We start from the raw sequence: 14,443 nt of genomic DNA, 5'->3' as shown, positions 1-14,443 counted from the left end.
AGTATCAGAATTGATTCTCGAAACCGCCCGGCGGCGTGTGCACTGCTACCTCGTGGCGTCCGGCGCGACCGCGGTGACGCGTTCCCCGTCCCCGGCGTCTGTGGCACCGTCGGCGACTGAGTCGTCGTCGAGGACGTCGTCCATCGCCTCGGTGGTGCCGTCCGAGCGGTCCACGTCGAACTCCGAGAGGTGTTCCTGCAGTGCGTCCACCTGCTGGGCGAGGCGGGTCGCGCTGTCGGTCACCTCGCCGAGCGACGCGGCCTGCTCCTCGGCGGCGGCGGAGACGTTCTCGGCCTCGCTGGTCGTCTCCTCGACGACGCTGGCAACCTCGTCGGTCATCGACTGGACCGCCTGGGCCGCCGACGCCTGTTCGGAGGTGACGGTCGATATCTCGGCGACGCTGTCGTTCGTCTCCGAGACCGCCTTGTCGATGTCGTCTAGCGTTCTGAGCGCGCTCGAAACGGCGTCGGAGCCGTCGTCGACCGACGAGCGCATCCGTTCGATACCGTCGGTCACCTCCTCGCGTTGCTCGCGGACGTCCTCGACGAGTTCCGAGATGTTGCCGGCGAACTGCTGGGTCTCCTCCGCGAGGGACTTGACCTCGTTGGAGACGACGGCGAACCCCTCGCCGGCCTCGCCCGCGCGGGCGGCCTCGATGTTCGCGTTCAGCGCGAGGATGTTCGTCTGTTCTGCGATGGCTGAGATGCGGTCGGTTATCTCGCCCACTTCGACCAGTTTCTCGTCCAGCGTCTCCACCGACTCCACTGTCTCTCTGGTCTGTCGCTCGATGTCCTCGATACCGTCGAGTGCGTCTTCGGCGTACCGCTGTCCGCGTTCGCTCCTGTTCGACGCCTCGTCGGCCTGGTCGGAAACCTCGTCGGACTCGGCGGCGACCTGTTCGATGGCGGCCGACAGCGTCTCCACCTCGTCGGAGAGTGTGCCGACGCTGTCGGACTGGTCGCGCGCGCCGGCCGAGATCTGTTCGACGGACTCGGCGACTTCCTGACTGGCGTGGTTCACCTCCGTCGCACTCGACGCCACCTCCTCGCTCTGGGCAGCCACCTCGGTGGTGAAGCCGCTGACGGCCAGCACCGTCGTCTCCAACTCGCCCATCATCCCGTTGAACGACTCGGCGATGCGGCGCATGTCCCGACTGCTGCAGTCGGTGTCCATCCGCACCGTCAGGTCGCCGTCGGCCCCTGCTCGCATCGACGCGAGGTGGGCCTCCGCGTCGTCGCGTTGGTCTCTGAGGTCCCGGCGGACGCCGTCGATGCAGTCGGCGACGGTGCCGAGTTCGTCGTCGCGGCCGAGGTCGGCGCGTTCGTCGAGGTCACCCGCCCGGATGCGCCCGACGCGGCGTTCGAGCGACTCCAGCGGTCTGACGACGTGACGGCCGAAGAAGAGGCGATGCCGACGAGTCCGACCAGGACGCCCCCCGAGAGGACGCCGAGGTCTATCAGTAGCGCCGTCTCGATGCTTCGCGCGGCCTCCTCGGAGGCGTGTCGCTCAATCTCCGCCGCGAGGCTGAGATAGGTGTAGACGCTGAACCCCCCCGACGAACAGCGTCACGCCGAGGAACAGTGCGCCGAGTGTCCGCGTGAGACTCTCGGTCGTTCGGTCGATTACCGACGTTTGGAGGTCGTACATTGAGTATGACTACAGGTAAGGAGATGGTACTCATATATCTGCGCAGCTAATTATCAACTGTGGTTTTCTGAACGCGAAACGATATAGAATATAGAGCATCCCGTCGGAAAATTGGAGTAATGTGAATACCAGACAAGAGTCGCCGTCGTCCGGCTGGGGCACCTCACGGGGCGTCGGTGACGCTCGGGGTCGGTCCTCGACGGGTCGCGCCGCCGAGGCGGTCCCCCCCGGACGCCGTCGTCCCGGAGCCTTTTATCCGACGCCGACCCACCGACGGGTATGGAGACTTCTGAAGTCGAACGCCTCATCGAGGACGGAATCGAGGGCGCGGAGGCGTCGGTGACGCTACCGCGCGTGCCCGACGAGGACCACGAGGACGCGCACTTCGCCGCCGTCGTCGTCTCCCCCGCCTCGAGGGGAAGAGCCTCGTCCAGCAGCACCAGATGGTGTACGACGCGCTCGGCGAGTCGATGACGACGGACATCCACGCGATGGAACTGAAGACCTACACGCCGGAGGCGTACGAGGCCGCCGGCGAGTAGTTCGGTCGCGGAGCGAAACCGGACGTTCGGCCGCCCCGCTACGACTGCGGGCCGGCCGCCCCGCTACAACTGCGGTTCGGTCTCCTCGAGTTCGTCGAGCGACCGGTTCTTCAGCGCCGCGCCGGTCCGCGTGTCGAACAGGTGAATCGCCGACTCGGGGAAGCGCGCGACGACCGGTTGCCCGGCGTCGAGGCTACGCATCCCGTCTATGGTCGCTACCACGTCGCGTCGCCGTCCGTCTCGAACGACAGGTAGACGTTGTTCTCGTTGCCCATCGGTTCGACCACGTCCACCACCGCGCCGAAGTCGTGGTCGCCGGCGCTCTCGCCGACGATTTCGACGTCTTCGGGGCGGATGCCGAGCGTGACGTGTGTGGCGTCGCCGACAGCCTCGCGCGTCTCCTGCGACAGCGAGTAATCGAACCGGTCGCCGGTCAACCGGTCGCCCTGCACCTCCATCTCGAAGAAGTTCATCGAGGGTTCGCCGATGAACCCCGCGACGAACAGGTTCTCGGGCTGGTGGTACGCCTCGAGCGGCGTCGCCACCTGCTGGAGGACGCCGTCGTTCAGGATGGCGATGCGGTCGCCCATCGTCATCGCCTCCGTCTGGTCGTGCGTGACGTAGACGGTGGTGACGCCCAACTCCTCCTGCAGGCGCTGGAGTTCCGTGCGCATCTGCGAGCGGAGTTTGGCGTCCAGATTGGAGAGCGGTTCGTCCATCAGGAACACCTTCGGGTCGCGCACGATGGCGCGGCCGAGGGCGACGCGTTGCTGTTGTCCGCCGGAGAGTTCGCCGGGCTTCCGGCCGAGCAAGTCGGCGATACCGAGCATCTCGGCGGTGTCCTCGACGAGCGAGGATATCTCGCTGTCGGCCATGTCGGTGGACTCCTCCAGCCCGAACGACATGTTCTGCTTGACGGTCATGTGCGGGTACAGCGCGTACGACTGGAACACCATCGCGATGTCCCGTTCGCGCGGCGGTTGTCCCGTCACAACGTCGCCGCCGAGCGTGATGTCCCCGCTGGAGACGGTTTCGAGGCCCGCTATCATCCGGAGCGTCGTCGACTTGCCGCACCCGGACGGGCCGACCAGGACGAGGAACTCCCCGTCCGCGATGTCTATCGAGACGTCGTCTACCGCGACTATCTCCGAGCCGTCGTCGTCGAATACCTTCGTGACGTTGTCGAGTGTGAGTTCTGCCATTATGTTTCACCTGCCACGCCCTCGGCGAACTGTTCGCCGAACAGCACGTACACGAGGAGCGTCGGGAGTGCCGCGACGAACGCGGCGGCCATCTGAACGTTGTACTGCTGCACCATCGACCCCTGGAGTTTGTTGAGCGCTATCGTCGCGACTTCGCTCGTCGGCGACGACACCAGCACGAGGGCGAACAGGAAGTCGTTCCACACCTGCGTGAACTGGTAGATGAGCACCACCGCGAACATCGGCTTCGAGAGGGGGAAGACGATGCGGCGGTAGATGCGCGAGAACGTCGCGCCGTCGATGCGCGCCGCCTCCAGCATCGAGTCGTCGAAACTCGCGTAGTACGACCGGAACAGGATGGTGCAGATGGGAATCCCGTACGCGGTGTGCGTGACGATTAGTTCGATGAGTCCGACGCGCTGGGCGAGGAACGGCACGCCAGCGAGGTAGTTCTGCAGGCCGACGATGGTCCAAAAGCGCGTCAGCGGGACGAGCACGGACTGGTAGGGGACGAACATCCCCGCGACGAACAGCATCAGCACGCCCGCCTGCCCGCGCCAGTCGAGGTTCGTGAGTCCGTACGCCGCGACGGATCCGATGAGCCCCGACAGCACCGTCGCCGGGATGGCGACGAACGCGCTGTTGTACAGCGCACCGGAGAAGTCCGATAGCGGCCCCTGCATCTGCGCCCACGCCTCGGCCCACGCGTCGAGCGTGAAGCCGTCGCCGAACGGCGGGACGAACGGCGTCGTCCGGAAGAACGCGTCCTGCGTCTTGATGGACGTCATCAGGCCGCTCTCCAGCGGTGCGAGGTAGAACGCCGCCATCGCGAGGAGGACGGCGTACAGCGCGTACCGACCGAGCGCGCTCGAACGCACGTCGTCGGCGAGGCTCATAGGTCACCCCGCTGGTACTGCACGTAGAGGTACGGACCGATGACCACCAGCGCCAAGAGGAACAGCACCGTGGCGATGGCGGCGCCGTACGCCCAGTTCGAGGAGCTGAACGCCTCGCGGAACATCATCGTCGCGAGGATGTCCGTCGAGGGGCCGGGCGTGTCGCCGAACATGACGAACAGGAAGTCGAACGCCTTCAGCGCGAACACCATCAGCACGACGGCGGCGCTCATGGTGGAGGCGCGCAGTTGCGGGATGACGACGCGCCAGTACATCCGCACCGTGGACGCGCCGTCGATGCGCGCCGCCTCGAACTGGTCCGAGGGGATGGCGCGCAGGCCGGCGAGGTACACGACCATGCAGTAGCCGCTGAACTGCCACATCAGCGCGAAGATGACCGCGCCGAGTTTGGTCTGCGGGTCGCTTATCCAGTCGTTCGCGAGGAAGCCGAGGCCCGTCCCGCGGAGGACGACGTTGATGAGGCCGATTTCGGGGTTGTACATCCACGCCCAGAAGATGGCCGTCACGACGAACGAGAGGCTCATCGGCAGGAGGTAGACGGTTCGGAACGTGTTCTCGAACCGGATACCGCGGTCCACGAGGATGGCCAACAGGAGGCCGACGACGAGCGACGCAACCGTGAACACCACGAGCAACACGACGGTGTTGCGCGCGGCGGCGACGAACGTCGGGTCGCCGAGCATCTGCGCGTACATCGAGAAGTCCAGGTCGCCGTAGTCCGGACTGCCGAACCCGGACCACTCGGTCAGCGAGATGACGGCGTTCCAGCCGATGGCTCCGTAGACGAACAGTCCCATGAGCAGCGCCGGCGGGAGCCAGAACGGGAGCGACCGGACGAACTCGCTGTCGCGCCACGACCGGTTGGACTGCCCAGTCGAGGCGGACGCCGTCGCCGTCGCGGTGCCGCCGTCCGTGCGCAGTTCGTCGTCGCCCTCGTCGCCCCACCCGAGGCTCACGAGTCGTCGAAAGATGGAGTGAAGCATGCGTGAGACCCCGTCAGTGGGGAAGGCGTTCACGAGGGCGTTGTACGCCCCGTCGACGTTCCACTGCTCGTTGAAGCTGGCGAACGCTTCGTCGATGTTGCCGTGGACGTCCGGCGTGACCGCCGTCCCGTGCGCGATGGTCGGCGGCTGGGCGTCGGAGTTCTTGAACTCCTCTATCTGCGAGGAGAGGAACGGGCCGAAGGCGTCCGTCGGCACGTCGGTCCGCGGCGGGATGGACCCCTTGACGGGGTTGAACCGCTCTTGGGCGTCGACGGTGCCGCAGTAGCTGAGGAACTTCCGCGTCGCCTCGGGCGACGGGTTGTTCTTCGGGAAGACGAACGAGTCCGTGACGACGGAGTACATCCCCTCGGTGCCCGGGAACGCGGTCATCCCCCAGTCAGAGTCGTACTCGAAGTCGGATGCCGACTTGTACTGGCCGGCCGCCCAGTCGCCCTGGTGGATGAACGCCGCGTTGCCGTTGACCACCTTGCTGTTCGCCTGGTCCCACGTGACCGAGCCCGCGTCCCCGTTGAAGTACTCGTGGTAGTCCTTCAGCGTCTGCAGGGACTCCTTGACCGCGTCCTCGTGGTCGCCGATGTTCCCCTCGACGATGGCCGCGTTGTACGTGTCGGCGCCGTTGTAGCCGAGGAAGATGGTCTCCCACAGTTGAACCGACGACCACGGCGACTGCACCTGATGGGCCATCGGCACCGCGTCCGTCTCGCTCGCGACGGTTTCGAGCGCGTCGGTGAGCGCACCGGGATCCGAGATGCTCGCGGGGTCGACGCCCGCATCCTCGAGAACCGCCGCGTTGTAGAACAGGTTGTTGAGACGGTGGATGTTGAGCGGCACCGCGACGTAGTTCCCGGCCGGCTGGGCGAGGTTCTGGACGCCCTGTCGGTAGGCGTCGCGCATCTCCTGACTCCAGACGGAGTCGCCGATGTCGTTGAGGACGTCGCCCTCGACGTACTGCGTGAGCGCCTTGCCCGGCCAGATTTGGAACGTGCTCGGGGGGTTCTGGTTGAGCACGCGGTTCTTGATGACCGTGTCGAGCGCCGACCCCGCGCCGCCCGGCGCCGGGTTGTTGTTTATCGAGACGTCGGGGTACTCCTCGCTGAACCCTTCGAGGAGCGCGTCGAGCGCGTCCTTCTCCCCACCGGCCGTCCACCAGTGGACGAGTTCGAGCGCGTTCCCGCTGCCACCGCTCGTCTCCGTCTCGGCCTCGGTCTCCTCGGTCCCCGTGCTGCCGCCGGAGGCCTCCGTCTCCGTCTGCTCGCCCGTCGTCGTCTCGCCCCCGCCGCCGGAACAGCCCGCGAGCCCTGCCATTCCTGCGCTTGCGAGACCGCTGAGGCGGAGATACGTCCGCCGAGAGACACCGTCTTGATTAGTTTCGTCTTTCATGGTAATTGACCGCTGACAGTTGCGGGTGTAATATCCTACACGATTTACTTAAATCTTTGTAGATAGTTTACACGGGTTCGAGTGAATAACTATAATAAAGATACATTATGGTATGCGATTAGAAGACGGCACCGCACTACACCAGTAATTAGTAATCTGTGTTACATTCAAAATCCGGGCACAGAGACGTTCATTTTACTACTCTCTGCGGTATATTAAGGGACTATTCGCGAACGGCCGCAAACGTGTGGGGAGATAGTTCACGATACGTTGGTGCGGCCGTGGGAGAGGCGGACCAACGGGTTTTACGCGGACCGCCGCCGTCGCCCGAGATATGAGCGAGGACTTCCGTACCGAACGGGACAGTCTCGGTGAGATGCAGGTGCCCGCAGACGCGTACTGGGGGGCACAGACCCAGCGCGCCGTGGAGAACTTCCCCATCTCGGGTATCACGTTCAGTCGCCGGTTCATCCGGGCGCTGGGCGTGGTGAAGAAGGGGGCCGCGCAGGCGAACCGCGAACTCGGACTCGTCGAGGAGGAGAAGGCCGACGCCATCGTCGAGGCGGCGGACGAGGTCATCGCCGGCGACCACGACGACCAGTTCCCGGTGGACGTGTTCCAGACGGGGTCGGGCACCTCCTCGAACATGAACGCCAACGAGGTCATCGCCAACCGCGCCGCGGAACTGCTGGGCGAGGATATCGGCGACCGAGTGGTCCACCCGAACGACCACGTCAACTACGGCCAGTCCTCGAACGACGTGATTCCGACCGCGATGCACGTCTCGGCGCTCGAAGCCGTCGAGAAGGACCTCCTGCCCGCACTCGACACGCTCCGGGAAGCGCTCGAAGCGAAAGAGGACGAGTTCGCCGGCGTCGTCAAGACGGGTCGGACCCACCTGCAGGACGCGACGCCCGTCACTCTCGGGCAGGAGTTCGGCGGCTACCGAACGCAGGTCGAGAAGGGTCTCGCCCGCCTCGACAACACGCGCGAGCACCTCTCGGAACTCGCCCTCGGCGGCACCGCCGTCGGGACGGGCCTGAACACTCACCCCGAGTTCCCCGAGAAGGCCGCGGCGTATATCTCCGAGGAGACGGGCGTCGAGTTCCGCGAGGCCGACGACCACTTCGAGGCGCAGGCCGCCCACGACGCGATGAGCGAAGCCCACGGCGCGCTTCGCACCGTCGCGGGGTCGCTGAACAAGATAGCGAACGACCTGCGCCTCCTCGCCTCCGGCCCCCGCAACGGGCTCGGCGAGATAGAGCAACCCGAGAACCAGCCGGGCAGTTCCATCATGCCGGGGAAGATAAACCCCGTCGTCGCCGAGGCGGTCAATCAGGTCCACAAGCAGGTCGTCGGCAACGACGCCGCCGTCTCCGCCGGCGCCGCCGAGGGTCAGATCGACCTCAACCTCTACAAGCCCGTCCTCGCGCACAACTTCCTCGAATCGGCCGGGATGCTGTCGAACGCCGCCGAGACGTTCGGGACGAAGTTCGTCCGAAAGCTGGAGGCCAACGAGGACGTCTGCGAGGAACAGGTCGAGCGCTCGATGGCGCTGGCGACGGCGCTGAACCCCACCATCGGCTACGACAAGGCCAGCGAGGTGGCGAAGGCGGCGCTGAAAGAGGGCAAGACCGTCCGCGAAGTCGTCCTCGAGAAGGGCTACCTCACCGAGGAGGAGGCCGACGAGGTGCTGGACCCCGAGAAGATGACGCACCGCGGCATCCTCGGCGACGACTGAGTCGACGACGGCGACCGGACCGTCCGCGACGACTGGACGCTCCACGGCGACGGCGACGACGCCGACGCCGTCTCGATAGTTTGTTTCGTGAATCGCTAGGCGACAATCGAGAGACGGCGACGCGTCCGTGGGGAACAGTCACGAACTCCGTAGAAAATCGGTATTTTCATGCCTGAATCCGTAGAATCTCCGACTATGGCGAGCCTGCAGTACCAGCGTGACCGGGGCCGAGACCTGTTGGAATGTCGAAGCTGTGGCGAGACGTTCCCCGAGGGCAAAGCGACGAACGACGGCTGGCACTACGAGTGCCCCGAGTGCAACGAGCGACCGGCATCGGTGAGGGACTGCGTCGCCTCTGAACGAGCGGGATAGATTTTCGCCCCGCGGGCGGTGGACGCCGCGACCCGGGCGGGCACGCGCGACCCGGTCATCGCGTCCCCCCGTCGTCGTCCCGGTGGTCGTCGGCTCTCGCGGGTGATTGCCGAGTGAGGAGGACGGCCGCCGTTGTGAATCCTTTTTACTCCCCCGACTCGCATGGGCAACCAATGAGCGCGTACGACTACGAGGACCTCGGACTCGTCGCGGGGCTGGAGATTCACCAGCAACTCGACACCGCGACGAAGCTGTTCTGCGGCTGTCCGACCGACATTCGCGAGCCCGAAGACGCCGAACGGACGTTCGTCCGCTTTCTGCACCCGACGAAGAGCGAACTCGGCGAACTCGACGAGGCGGCCCTAGAGGAGAGCCGCGTCGAACGCGAGTTCGAGTATCTCGCCTACGACACGACCTGTCTGGTCGAAGAGGACGACGAACCGCCGCACCGACTCGACGAGGAGGCGCGCGACGTGGTGATGCAGATCGCCTCCCTGCTCGACATGGACGCCGTCGACCAGGCGCACGTGATGCGCAAACTCGTCATCGACGGGTCGAACACCTCGGGGTTCCAGCGCTCCTCGCTGGTCGCCCAGAACGGCGAGATTCAGACCAGCGACGGTCCCGTCGGCGTCGAGGACCTGATGCTGGAGGAGGAGTCCGCCCAACGCGTCGAGGAACGCGACGGCGGCGTCACCTTCTCGCTGGACCGACTCGGCATCCCCCTCGTCGAAATCGGCACCCGACCGGACATCTCCTCGCCCGAACAGGCGCGCGAGGCCGCCGAGACCATCGGGATGCTCCTGCGCTCGACGGGGAAGGTCAAGCGCGGCCTCGGCACCATCCGACAGGACGTGAACGTCTCCATCGCCGACGGCGCGCGCGTGGAGATAAAGGGCGTGCAGGCGCTGGACGCCATCGACGACATCGTCCGCAACGAGGTGGGCCGACAGGTCGAACTGCTCGAAATCCGTGACGAACTCGAAGCCAGAGACGCCGCCGTCGGCGAGACGCGGGACGTGACCGACGTGTTCGAGGACACCGACAGCGGCGTCGTCGGCGGTGCCCTCTCGGCGGGCGGCGTCGTGCAGGCCGTCCCCCTGTTCGGCTTCGACGGCCTCGTCGGGCGGGAGATTCAGCCCGACCGCCGCCTCGGGACGGAGTTCTCCGACCACGCCAAGCGACACGGCGCGGGCGGCATCTTCCACACCGACGAACTGCCCGCCTACGGCGTCACCGACGAGGAAGTCGCCGCCCTCCGCGACTGGACGGACTCGCACGTGGAGGACGCCGTCGCAATCGTCGCCACCGACGCCGAGACGGCCGAACTCGCCATCGACGCCGTGGCGGAACGCGCCGAGGCGGCCCTCGCGGGCGTGCCCGAGGAGACGCGCGGCGCGAACGAGGACGGCACCACGCGCTACCTCCGTCCCCTCCCGGGCGCGGCGCGGATGTACCCCGAGACGGACGTGCCGCCCGTCGAACTCGACCCCTCGGACGTGGAGACGCCCGAACTCCTCACCGAGAAGGTCGAGCGCTACCAGTCGGCGTTCGGTCTCGACGCCGGCCTCGCCGAACAGGTCGCCTACGGCCGCCGGATGCCGCTCTTCGAACGGGCGACCGACGAGGGCATCGACGCCACGTTCGCCGCCGGACTGCTCGAGTCGACGCTGACCGAACTGCGCCGCGACGACGTGGCCGTCGAGAACCTCTCGGAGGACCACCTCCTCGACCTGATGCACCTCGTCGAGGACGGCGAATTGGCGAAGGAGGGCGTCAACGACGTGCTGACCGCCGTCGCCGAGGACCCGTCGCTGTCGGCCGAGGAAGCCGTCGAGGCGGCCGGCCTCTCCGGCGTCTCCGAGGCGGAGGTGCGCGACGCCGTGACCGACGTTGTCGAACGCAACGCCGACCAAGTCGACGAACAGGGCATGGGCGCGTTCTCCGCGCTGATGGGCGAGGCGATGGGCGCACTGCGCGGGAAGGCCGACGGCGAAGTCGTCAGCAGCGTGCTCCGCGAAGAGATACAGAAGCGCGCCTGAGGCTCTCGGTTCCGTTCTCGTTCTCCTTCCCGCTTTCCGTTCGACTACCGCACGACTACCCCTCGACGATACCCGTCACCGACCCGGTCATCACCACGTCGCCGTCGCGCGTGCACGTCACGCCGACCGTGAGGTCGTACCGGTCGTCCGTCTCCTCGACGGCTTCGACCACGCACGCACAGCGGACGGTCTGTCCGGTGTACACCGGCCGGTGGAACTCGAACTCGACGTCCGGCCGAGGACGCCGAGTTCGCCGCCGACTTCGGTCGGCAGCGTGGCCGTCAGCAGACCGTGGACGAGCAACCGCCCGTCCGCGTCGGGTTCGGTGTGCCGGGGTTGGTCGTCGCCGGACAGGTCGGCGAACTGCCGAACCGTCTCCGGCGAGAACGAGCGCTCGACGACGTGCGTGTCACCTTCCTGTGGAGGCATCGGTCGGGCCATCTCGCCGACGCGGCAAGAAGCTAGTCACCGTCACCGTCGCCGTCGGCGAACTCCACGCCGGTGAACTCGAACCGCGCCCCGCCGTCCGCGCCGTCGGTCAGGGTGACCTCCCACCCGTGGTCTTCCGCGACTCGCCGGACGATGGCCAACCCGAGACCCGTCCCGCCCCGGTTCGTCGAGTAGCCCGGCGTGAACACGTCCCCCGCGCCGGCGTCGATTCCCCGGCCGTCGTCGGCGACGAAGAACCCGCCGTCGACGTCCCCGACGGTGATGGTCGGGGGGTCGAAGTCGCCTGCGGTGTCGTCGGCCTCTGGGCGACTGCTCGTGGAGCCGTGTTCCACGCTGTCACCGGACGACGTCCGGTTGCCCGTGGAGCCGTGCTCCACGCTGTCTCCGGGAGCGGAGCGACCGGAGGCACGTCGAGCGCCGTGCTCGACCGAGTTCCGAAACAGGTTCTCGAACAGTTGGCGGAGTCGGCTCCGGTCGGCGCGAACGACGCGGTCGGTTTCGACGACGAGTTCGCCGACGCCGCGACGTTCTGTCGGCAGTACTCTGCGGCGGAGGCGAGTGCGACCGGTTCGACGGTCGTCTCGCCGTCGCGGGCGAGGTCCAACAGCCCCTCGATGAGCCGTCGCATCCGGTCGTGGGCGTCGGCGACGGCGTCGAGGTGGTCGCTGTCGCACTCCTCGCGGGCGATTTCGGTGTGGCCGCTCGCGACGGCGAGCGGGTTTCGAAGGTCGTGGGAGACGATGGTGGCGAACTCGTCCAGCCGTCGGTTCTTCCGTTCGAGTTCTCGCTGGTGCTCCTTCTGGTCGGTGATGCTGGTGACGAACCCCTCCAGCGCGACGAGTTCGTCCCCCTCGTAGATGGCCTGCCCGCGTTCCCACATCCACTCGATGTTGCCTGCCTGGGTGACGATTCGGTAGGTCAACTCGAACTGGCCGTCGTCCGCCAGCGCCGACTGGACCACGTCCCACGCGTGGTCCCTGTCGTCGGGGTGGAGTACCTCCTCGCCCCACAGCGAGTCGTCGGACTCCAACTCGGCGGCGGTGTACCCCGTGAGTTGCTCGCAGTCGCCCTCGACGTACTCCATCGGCCACCCGGGGTCGTTCTCGCACCGGTAGACGAACCCGGGGAGGTTGTCGATGAGCGTCTCCAGCCGTCGCTTGCGCTCTTCGAGCACGCGCCGCGACCGGTAGCTCTCGACGGCGTTGACGATGCGGTTCGCCAAGAGCGTGTACTGCTCCGTCCCGGTTCCCTTCTGCAGGTAGTCGGTGACGCCCGCGGAGATGGCCTCGCTCGCTATCTCCTCGGACCCCTTGCCGGTGAACAGGACGAACGGCAGGTCGGGGTACCGCTCCTGGACGACTTCGAGAAACTCGATACCGGTGCGGTCGGGCATGTCGTAGTCGGCGAGGACGCAGTCGACGTCGTCGTCGAGTGCCGCGACTGCGTCGGCGACGGCCGTGGTGGTGACCACGTCGATGCGGTCGTCCTCGCGTTCGAGGTACGTGGCGACCAACTCGGCGAAGGCGTCGTCGTCGTCCACGTGGAGGACGCGAATCTCGCCCGGTATCGTGCTCATCTCGGACTCGAATCGTAGTGCGTTCTGCCACCAGATATAACTGTATGGAATCTGCCCAGTCTCCGACGCCCCTCCGGACGGGCGTTCCGGTCGGACCGTCAGGAGAGGCGCGCCCCGTCTCCGCCGCCCCGCGTCGGAGTCGCTCGATGCGTTCCTCGGTCCGCGGGTGCGTCGAGAACAGTTCGCGGGCGCGGCGTTCCTCCTCGGAGGGGACTTCGCCGTGAATCCACAGCGGCGAGAACACCTCGAACTCGGTCGTCGACGCCCGCTCTATCTTCTCGAGGGCGCGCGCGAGAGCGAGCGGTCGCCCCGTCACCTCGGCCGCCCGCGCGTCGGCCGCGTACTCCCGCCTGCGCGAGTGTGCGCGCGACAGAAGCATCACGAGTCCCATCACGAACGACGCGGCGCGTCGAGGCGCGTGCGGATGCGGCCGGGAACCGTCCGGGGCCACGAGGCGGGGTCGCCGCGGACCCACGCCGTCGAGAGCGCCAGTCCCGTGACGAGGAAGACGACGGGTGCGACGGCGAAGTAGACGAGGCTCACGACGGTCTGGAGCACGCTGAACGCCAGCGTCTGGACGAGGCTGTCCCTGCGTTCGAGGTGTGCGAGTTCGTGCGCCAGCAGGCTCTCGAACTCATCGCGGTCGAGGAGTCGGAACAGCGCCGCGTCCACGACGACGGTGTCGCGTCCCGTCGTGTCGAGGGCGAAGGCGTTCGGCGTCGGCAGCGAGACGACCATCAGTCGCGGGGCCGCGTCGAGGTCCATCCGTTCGACGAGTCGGTCCAGTATCCGGTACGCGCCGGGCACTCGCGCTCGCGGGAGTTCGCGCGCGTCGAGTTGGGAGTACAGTTGCGCGGTGCCGACGCGGAGCCCCAGATAGCCGAACGCGAGCGTGAGACCGACGACGAGTAGAAGCGTCGTCACCGGGTCGAACCGCAGTCGCCACAGGAGCGAGAGCGCGACGTAACTCCCGTACGCGAGGAGGGCGTAGAAGGCGAAGACGACGACGCCCACGAACGCCATCAGGAGGCGAGTTCCGAGCGACCGCTGGGGCGCGGACATCGGCCCGACCTACGCCGGCCAGCGGCAAAACGATTCGTCCGCGTCCCGAACGCGTCTCCGGGACCCACAGTCTCATTGTCCGACGACCCGACTCGCGTCGTATGACGAGGTTCTTCGAGGACTTCACCGTGGGTTCGGTCGAGGCGTTCGGCCGGTACGACGTGACCGAGGAGGAGGTTCTGACGTTCGCCGAGCAGTACGACCCGCAGTGTTCCACACCGACCCGGACCGGCGCGCGAGGAGTCGATGTACGGTGGCCTCATCGCCAGCGGCTGGCACACCACGGCGATGATGATGCGGATGCTCGTCGACGAGTTCCTCTCGGAGACGGCGTCGCTCGGCGCGAAAGGCGTCGACGAACTGCGCTGGCGACGCCCGGTCCGTCCCGGCGACACGCTGTCGCTCCGCCTCGAAGTGCTGTCGAAGGAGGCCGAACGACCGGACCGCGGCCTCGTCGAGAGTCGAATCGAGGTGGTGCGCGACGGCGCGGACGGCGGCGAGGACGGCG

7 protein-coding genes and 8 pseudogenes are annotated in these 14,443 nt (G+C 66.9%); 6 read left to right on the top strand and 9 right to left on the bottom strand.

The window, feature by feature from the left end; all coding sequences use genetic code 11:
- Positions 1-45: 45 nt before the first annotated feature.
- Entirely contained in the window at positions 46-1,344 is a 1,299-nt protein-coding gene (locus GJ632_RS11135) for a methyl-accepting chemotaxis protein (RefSeq protein ID WP_394351798.1), read from the bottom strand.
- Between GJ632_RS11135 and GJ632_RS23655 the strand changes: the two genes are divergently transcribed.
- The gene (locus GJ632_RS23655) at positions 1,240-1,533 is read left to right on the top strand and encodes a hypothetical protein (RefSeq protein ID WP_231751500.1); all 294 of its coding nucleotides are present in this window, start codon (positions 1,240-1,242) and stop codon (positions 1,531-1,533) included. The two genes, GJ632_RS11135 and GJ632_RS23655, sit on opposite strands and share 105 nt — an antisense overlap.
- Before the next feature lie 393 nt (positions 1,534-1,926).
- A pseudogene (locus tag GJ632_RS11125) lies at positions 1,927-2,189 on the top strand (BolA family protein).
- Between the two features lie 63 nt (positions 2,190-2,252).
- Here the strand turns inward: GJ632_RS11125 and GJ632_RS11120 are convergent.
- From GJ632_RS11120 to GJ632_RS11105, 4 genes and pseudogenes are all read right to left on the bottom strand, one after another.
- Positions 2,253-3,391, bottom strand: a pseudogene (locus tag GJ632_RS11120) (ABC transporter ATP-binding protein).
- Positions 3,391-4,287 carry a carbohydrate ABC transporter permease gene (locus tag GJ632_RS11115; protein WP_089807219.1) on the bottom strand — a complete coding sequence of 299 codons (897 nt, stop codon included), beginning with the start codon at positions 4,285-4,287 and terminating at the stop codon, positions 3,391-3,393. The pseudogene GJ632_RS11120 and the gene GJ632_RS11115 overlap by 1 nt, the downstream one beginning before the upstream one ends.
- On the bottom strand, positions 4,284-5,291 hold the full coding sequence (locus GJ632_RS11110; protein ID WP_089807217.1) for a carbohydrate ABC transporter permease: 1,008 nt from the start codon (positions 5,289-5,291) through the stop codon (positions 4,284-4,286). The genes GJ632_RS11115 and GJ632_RS11110 overlap by 4 nt, the downstream gene beginning before the upstream one ends.
- A gap of 18 nt (positions 5,292-5,309) precedes the next feature.
- Positions 5,310-6,692, bottom strand: a pseudogene (locus tag GJ632_RS11105) (ABC transporter substrate-binding protein); the annotation flags it as partial.
- Positions 6,693-7,026: 334 nt separating this feature from the next.
- On the opposite strand from GJ632_RS11105, the gene GJ632_RS11100 reads away from it, so the two are divergent.
- The 3 genes from GJ632_RS11100 to gatE all read left to right on the top strand — a co-directional run bounded on the left by GJ632_RS11100 (position 7,027) and on the right by gatE (position 10,847).
- Entirely contained in the window at positions 7,027-8,433 is a 1,407-nt protein-coding gene (locus GJ632_RS11100; protein ID WP_191452944.1) for an aspartate ammonia-lyase, read from the top strand.
- 195 nt (positions 8,434-8,628) lie between these two features.
- Entirely contained in the window at positions 8,629-8,805 is a 177-nt protein-coding gene (locus tag GJ632_RS11095; RefSeq protein ID WP_197427970.1) for a hypothetical protein, read from the top strand.
- 173 nt (positions 8,806-8,978) lie between these two features.
- Positions 8,979-10,847 carry a Glu-tRNA(Gln) amidotransferase subunit GatE gene (gene gatE / locus GJ632_RS11090; RefSeq protein WP_191452943.1) on the top strand — a complete coding sequence of 623 codons (1,869 nt, stop codon included), beginning with the start codon at positions 8,979-8,981 and terminating at the stop codon, positions 10,845-10,847.
- Positions 10,848-10,902: 55 nt separating this feature from the next.
- Here the strand turns inward: gatE and GJ632_RS11085 are convergent.
- The 4 pseudogenes from GJ632_RS11085 to GJ632_RS11075 all read right to left on the bottom strand — a co-directional run.
- Positions 10,903-11,276 (bottom strand): annotated as a pseudogene (locus GJ632_RS11085) (MaoC/PaaZ C-terminal domain-containing protein).
- Between the two features lie 32 nt (positions 11,277-11,308).
- A pseudogene (locus GJ632_RS23650) lies at positions 11,309-11,713 on the bottom strand (ATP-binding protein); the annotation flags it as partial.
- A gap of 230 nt (positions 11,714-11,943) precedes the next feature.
- Positions 11,944-12,873, bottom strand: a pseudogene (locus GJ632_RS23645) (response regulator); the annotation flags it as partial.
- Positions 12,874-12,988: 115 nt separating this feature from the next.
- Positions 12,989-13,896 (bottom strand): annotated as a pseudogene (locus tag GJ632_RS11075) (M48 family metallopeptidase); the annotation flags it as partial.
- 140 nt (positions 13,897-14,036) lie between these two features.
- Between GJ632_RS11075 and GJ632_RS11070 the strand changes: the two are divergent.
- Positions 14,037-14,443 (top strand): annotated as a pseudogene (locus GJ632_RS11070) (MaoC family dehydratase); the annotation flags it as partial.

The organism is Halogeometricum sp. CBA1124 (assembly GCF_009741955.1).
Lineage (GTDB): Archaea > Halobacteriota > Halobacteria > Halobacteriales > Haloferacaceae > Halogeometricum > Halogeometricum rufum.
Note: the sequence above shows the minus strand (reverse complement) of the source record. Positions and strands in the feature narration are given on the sequence as shown.

Excerpts from the sequence above, each read along its gene's own strand:
- GJ632_RS11115 (WP_089807219.1), bottom strand. The coding sequence starts at position 4,287 with ATGAGCCTCGCCGACGACGTGCGTTCGAGCGCGCTCGGTCGGTACGCG.
- GJ632_RS11100 (WP_191452944.1), top strand. The coding sequence starts at position 7,027 with ATGAGCGAGGACTTCCGTACCGAACGGGACAGTCTCGGTGAGATGCAG.
- gatE (WP_191452943.1), top strand. The coding sequence starts at position 8,979 with ATGAGCGCGTACGACTACGAGGACCTCGGACTCGTCGCGGGGCTGGAG.
- GJ632_RS11110 (WP_089807217.1), bottom strand. The coding sequence starts at position 5,291 with ATGCTTCACTCCATCTTTCGACGACTCGTGAGCCTCGGGTGGGGCGAC.
- GJ632_RS11095 (WP_197427970.1), top strand. The coding sequence starts at position 8,629 with ATGGCGAGCCTGCAGTACCAGCGTGACCGGGGCCGAGACCTGTTGGAA.